Genomic DNA, 3,554 nt, shown 5'->3' on the forward strand with positions numbered 1-3,554 from the left:
CCAGATTGAGTATTGCCACTTGGCGCATGATGAGCAGAGTATTGCGATGCTGGCACGCGCGTTTGAAAAGAATCTCGCTGAACTGGCCGAGCACTGCTTGAATGATCCGCTGGCCGTCACGTATTCGCCTGCAGATTTTCCGTCAGTGGATGTAACACAAGCTGCGATAAATGAATTGGTAGAGCTGTATCCGGATTTAGAGAATGTTGTTGCTCTTACGTCGTTACAGCAAGGTTTGGCTTTCCAGACAAGTGCGCTGTCAATTGAACAGCATGATCCGTATCACGTTCAGGTGTTGGTGTATTTGAAGGGTACGCTTAATGAAGTGGCACTTCAGCAAGCCTGGACCGATTTGCTTAATCGCCATCTCTCCCTGCGCCTGGTCGTTGCGCCAAATCGTGTTGGCGCAGGCTTGGGTGTAGTGCGAAGTGCTAGCGAGCATCGTCTTATTCGTGCTTCTGTACCAGGGGGTGACGCAAAGGAAATGGTTGCGGAATTGCAACGGACAGACCGCCTCATGCGTTTTGATCTGGAGCAGGGTCCGCTCATTCGACTGACATGGTTACAAGCGTCACCTGAGCAGCAGATATTAATGATGTCGAATCATCATATTCTGTTGGATGGGTGGTCGGCGCCTTTAGTACTAGAGGAACTTGCAAGCCTTTATCAGTCAGCGAGTGAGGCGTCACCCATCACGCTGCCGCGCGCTTTCGATTGGTCTACCCATCTTGCTTGGTTGGCAAAACAAGATCAAGATGCCGCGCGTAGTTACTGGCGAGAGCATTTAAGCAGGTTGAGTTTTGCGAGCCGTCTGAACTTGCCTGCTGCACAAGAGGCGGGTATTGGTTTTGGCGAGGCATGGTTAAGCCTGGATAAAGAGAGCGGTGCTAGGCTTGAGGGATTTTGCCGAGCGCACGGTTTGACACAGGCAACAGTGTTGCTAGGTGCGTACGCACTTATGCTTGGTCGGTTAAGCCGGCTCGATGAGATTGTGATTGGAAGCGTGCGCAGCGGACGCTCTAGCGCTTTGCCGCAGGTCGATCGCGGTATTGGGTTGTTTATCGACACGATGCCCCTGTACTTGGAGCTGTCGGCGGGCCAGTCGCTGGTGCAGTGGTTGCAATCGTTGCAAGCTGAGCAGGCCGTGCAGGAGAGCCACGCGCATTTTGGTTTGACGGCAGCGCAGGCGCTCACGCCCTTTGCGGGCACGCCGCTCTTTGAGGCGTTGTTTGTGTACGCGAACTATCCTGCTCCCAAGGGCGAGCGTAAGTTCGGTGCGCTACAGCTCCAGAGCGTGGGAGGCGAGGACGGTGCACATTACCCAGTAAGTTTGTCGGTGATCCCGAGCGAGGAGCTGACGATGCGGTTAAGTTTTGACCGCAGCCGTATTGACCAGGCGCAGGGTGAGCAATTGATCGCGCGCTTAGGAGCGCTATTGCGTGCGCTCCCTCACCATGCGCAGACCTCGCTCAAGGCGGTGCCGCTATTGCAGGATCCGGAGCGCCGCGCGCTCGTGTCGCAGGCGGCGGGCGCAACCCTCGATGTGGCACAACCGACGCAGACATTACCGGACTTGTTTGGTGAGCAGGTGCTGCGTCACCCCGATGCGGTGGCGGTAGTCTACGAGACGCAGAGTCTGAGCTACGCCGAGCTCGATGCGCGAGCCAACCAGATGGCTCGGGTGTTGATCGCCAAGGGCGTGGGCCCCGATCAGCTCGTGGCGATCATGTTGGATCGCTCGCCCGAGATGATAGTGGCGCTCCTAGCGATCGTGAAGGCCGGTGGTGCTTACTTGCCGTTGGATCCGGATTACCCAGCCGCGCGTCTAGAGTTCATGCTGGCCGATAGCCAGGCCCGGGTGCTGATCACAACGGATGCACGCTACGCGAGCTTGGTGCAGTCCATCGAGCAGGCGCGTGCACAGAACCCCGAGGCGATGCTGGTGCGCACGCCCCTGGTGATGCCGCCCGCGCTGCACCTCGATGCGCCCGAGATGATGGCCGAGCTCTCGGCGCAGTCCGACGCCCCGATCCGTCAGTCCGAGCGCTTGGCGGTGCTGCATAGCGAGCACCTGGCCTACTTGATTTATACGTCAGGCTCGACTGGGCGCCCCAAAGGGGCAGGCATTGCGCACCAGAACGTGATCCGGTTGCTCACGCAGACGCAGGACTGGTTCGAGTTTGATCATCGAGATGTCTGGTCGCTGTTTCACTCGATTGCCTTTGACTTCTCTGTGTGGGAGATCTGGGGCGCGTTGGGGTATGGCGGCAAGTTGGTCATTGTTCCTGATGAGATCCGTCGCTCGACGCCCGACTTTGTTCGCTTGCTTAAGAATGAACGGGTCACGGTATTGAATCAAACGCCTTCAGCCTTTGAGGTGCTGATTGCCGAGGACGCGCAGCAGCACGATCCGTCCGATCCGCTGTCGCTGCGTGCGGTGATCTTTGGTGGCGAGGCGTTAAACCCCACCAAGCTCAAGCCATGGTGGGCGCTGCATCCCGTAGGCACGCCCGAGTTGATCAACATGTACGGGATTACCGAGACGACCGTGCACGTGACGTACCGCGTACTGACCTTGGCTGATGCCGAAGGAGATACGAGTTACGTGGGCGAGCCGATTCCGGACTTGGCCTCTTACATTCTGGACACAGCGCTTGAGCCCGTGCCGCAAGGCGTAGTGGGGGAGTTGTATATCGCGGGCGCGGGTCTCGCGCGTGGCTACCTGGGTCGTGCGGGGTTAAGCGCCGAGCGCTTTATTGCGTCTCCGTTTGGGGCGCCCGGATCGCGGATGTACCGCACGGGTGACCTAGCGTATCGGGCGGCCAATGGGGAGATCGCGTTCCTGGGTCGCGCCGATGATCAGGTCAAGATCCGTGGCTATCGGATCGAGACGGGCGAGATCGAGGCGGCGTTGCTGCATGGGTTTGAGTCGCAGTTGGGTCAGGTCGCGGTGATTGCCCGCGGCGTGGGGGGTGAGCAGCGTCTGGTGGCGTATGTGGTGGCCCGCGTGGGCCAGGAGATGCCCGAGCAGTCGGTGCTGCGCGCGAAGTTGCTCGAGACGCTGCCCGAGTTTATGGTGCCGCAGGCGTTTGTGACGATGGAGAGTTTGCCGCTGACACCAAACGGCAAGCTCGATCGCCGTCGTCTGCCCGAGCCCAGTGCGGCGAGCAGCACAACCGAGCATCGCGCGCCACGCACCGAGACCGAGAAGGTGTTGTGTGCGTTGTTTGCCGAGGTGACCAACAACACCCAAGTGGGTCTGGACGATAACTTCTTTGCCATCGGTGGCGACAGTATCTCTGCGATGCGTTTAGTGAGTCGTGCGCGTGCAATGGGATTACAAATGAGTACCCGTGATGTGTTTGCACATCAGTCACCTTTTGCGCTTGCGGTTTCTGTGCATGAAGGTACCGTGCCTGACTCGGCCGCGCGTAGTTACTGGCGAGAGCATTTAAGCAGGTTGAGTTTTGCGAGCCGTCTGAACTTGCCTGCTGCACAAGAGGCGGGTATTGGTTTTGGCGAGGCATGGTTAAGCCTGGATAAAGAGAGCGGTG

At 58.6% G+C, this 3,554-nt stretch carries 1 protein-coding gene; it reads left to right on the forward strand.

Annotated elements, in window-relative coordinates; genetic code table 11:
• The coding region (locus KZZ10_RS01995) for a non-ribosomal peptide synthetase (RefSeq protein ID WP_259659831.1) at nt 1-3,554 on the forward strand (3,554 nt) is incomplete at both ends.

Source organism: Zwartia hollandica (genome assembly GCF_019923725.1).
Lineage (GTDB): Bacteria > Pseudomonadota > Gammaproteobacteria > Burkholderiales > Burkholderiaceae_B > Zwartia > Zwartia hollandica.